A 569-nucleotide genomic window follows, 5' to 3' on the forward strand; every position below is an offset into this window, starting at 1 on the left:
AGGTTGGACGTGGCTGCAGGAGAAGAGACCTCACACATCCTCAGCGGGTTGACTGCCCAGCTGCCTGATCGTGATCCGGAAGAGACCGCGGAGTGGATTGAGTCCCTTGATGCGTTGATCGCGGAGCAGGGTACTGAGCGTGCGCAGTACATTATGCGTTCGTTGTTGCAGCGTGCTGGTGCCCGGTCGGTGGGTGTGCCGATGGTGACGACCACTGATTATGTGAACACGATCCCGGTGGACCAGGAAGCGCCGTTCCCGGGGAACGAGGAGTTCGAGCGCCGGTATCGGGCGTATATGCGCTGGAACGCTGCGGTCATGGTCCATCGTGCGCAGCGCTCCGATATTGGTGTGGGCGGGCATATTTCCACGTATGCCGGTGCCGCGACGTTGTACGAGGTGGGGTTTAACCACTTCTTCCGCGGTAAGGACCACCCTTCGGGTGGGGACCAGGTGTTCTTCCAGGGCCACGCCTCTCCGGGCATGTACGCCAGGGCGTTCATGGAAGGCCGGTTGACCGAGGAGGACCTGGACGGGTTCCGTCAGGAAAAGTCCAAGGCCGGGCATGC

General features: G+C 61.7%; 1 pseudogene. It reads left to right on the forward strand.

Annotated elements, in window-relative coordinates:
- Positions 1–9: 9 nt before the first annotated feature.
- Positions 10–569: pseudogene (locus tag ACR30Z_RS22595) on the forward strand (pyruvate dehydrogenase (acetyl-transferring), homodimeric type); the annotation flags it as partial.

The organism is Paenarthrobacter sp. FR1, assembly GCF_051106045.1.
In the GTDB taxonomy this organism is placed as follows: domain Bacteria; phylum Actinomycetota; class Actinomycetes; order Actinomycetales; family Micrococcaceae; genus Arthrobacter; species Arthrobacter nitroguajacolicus_A.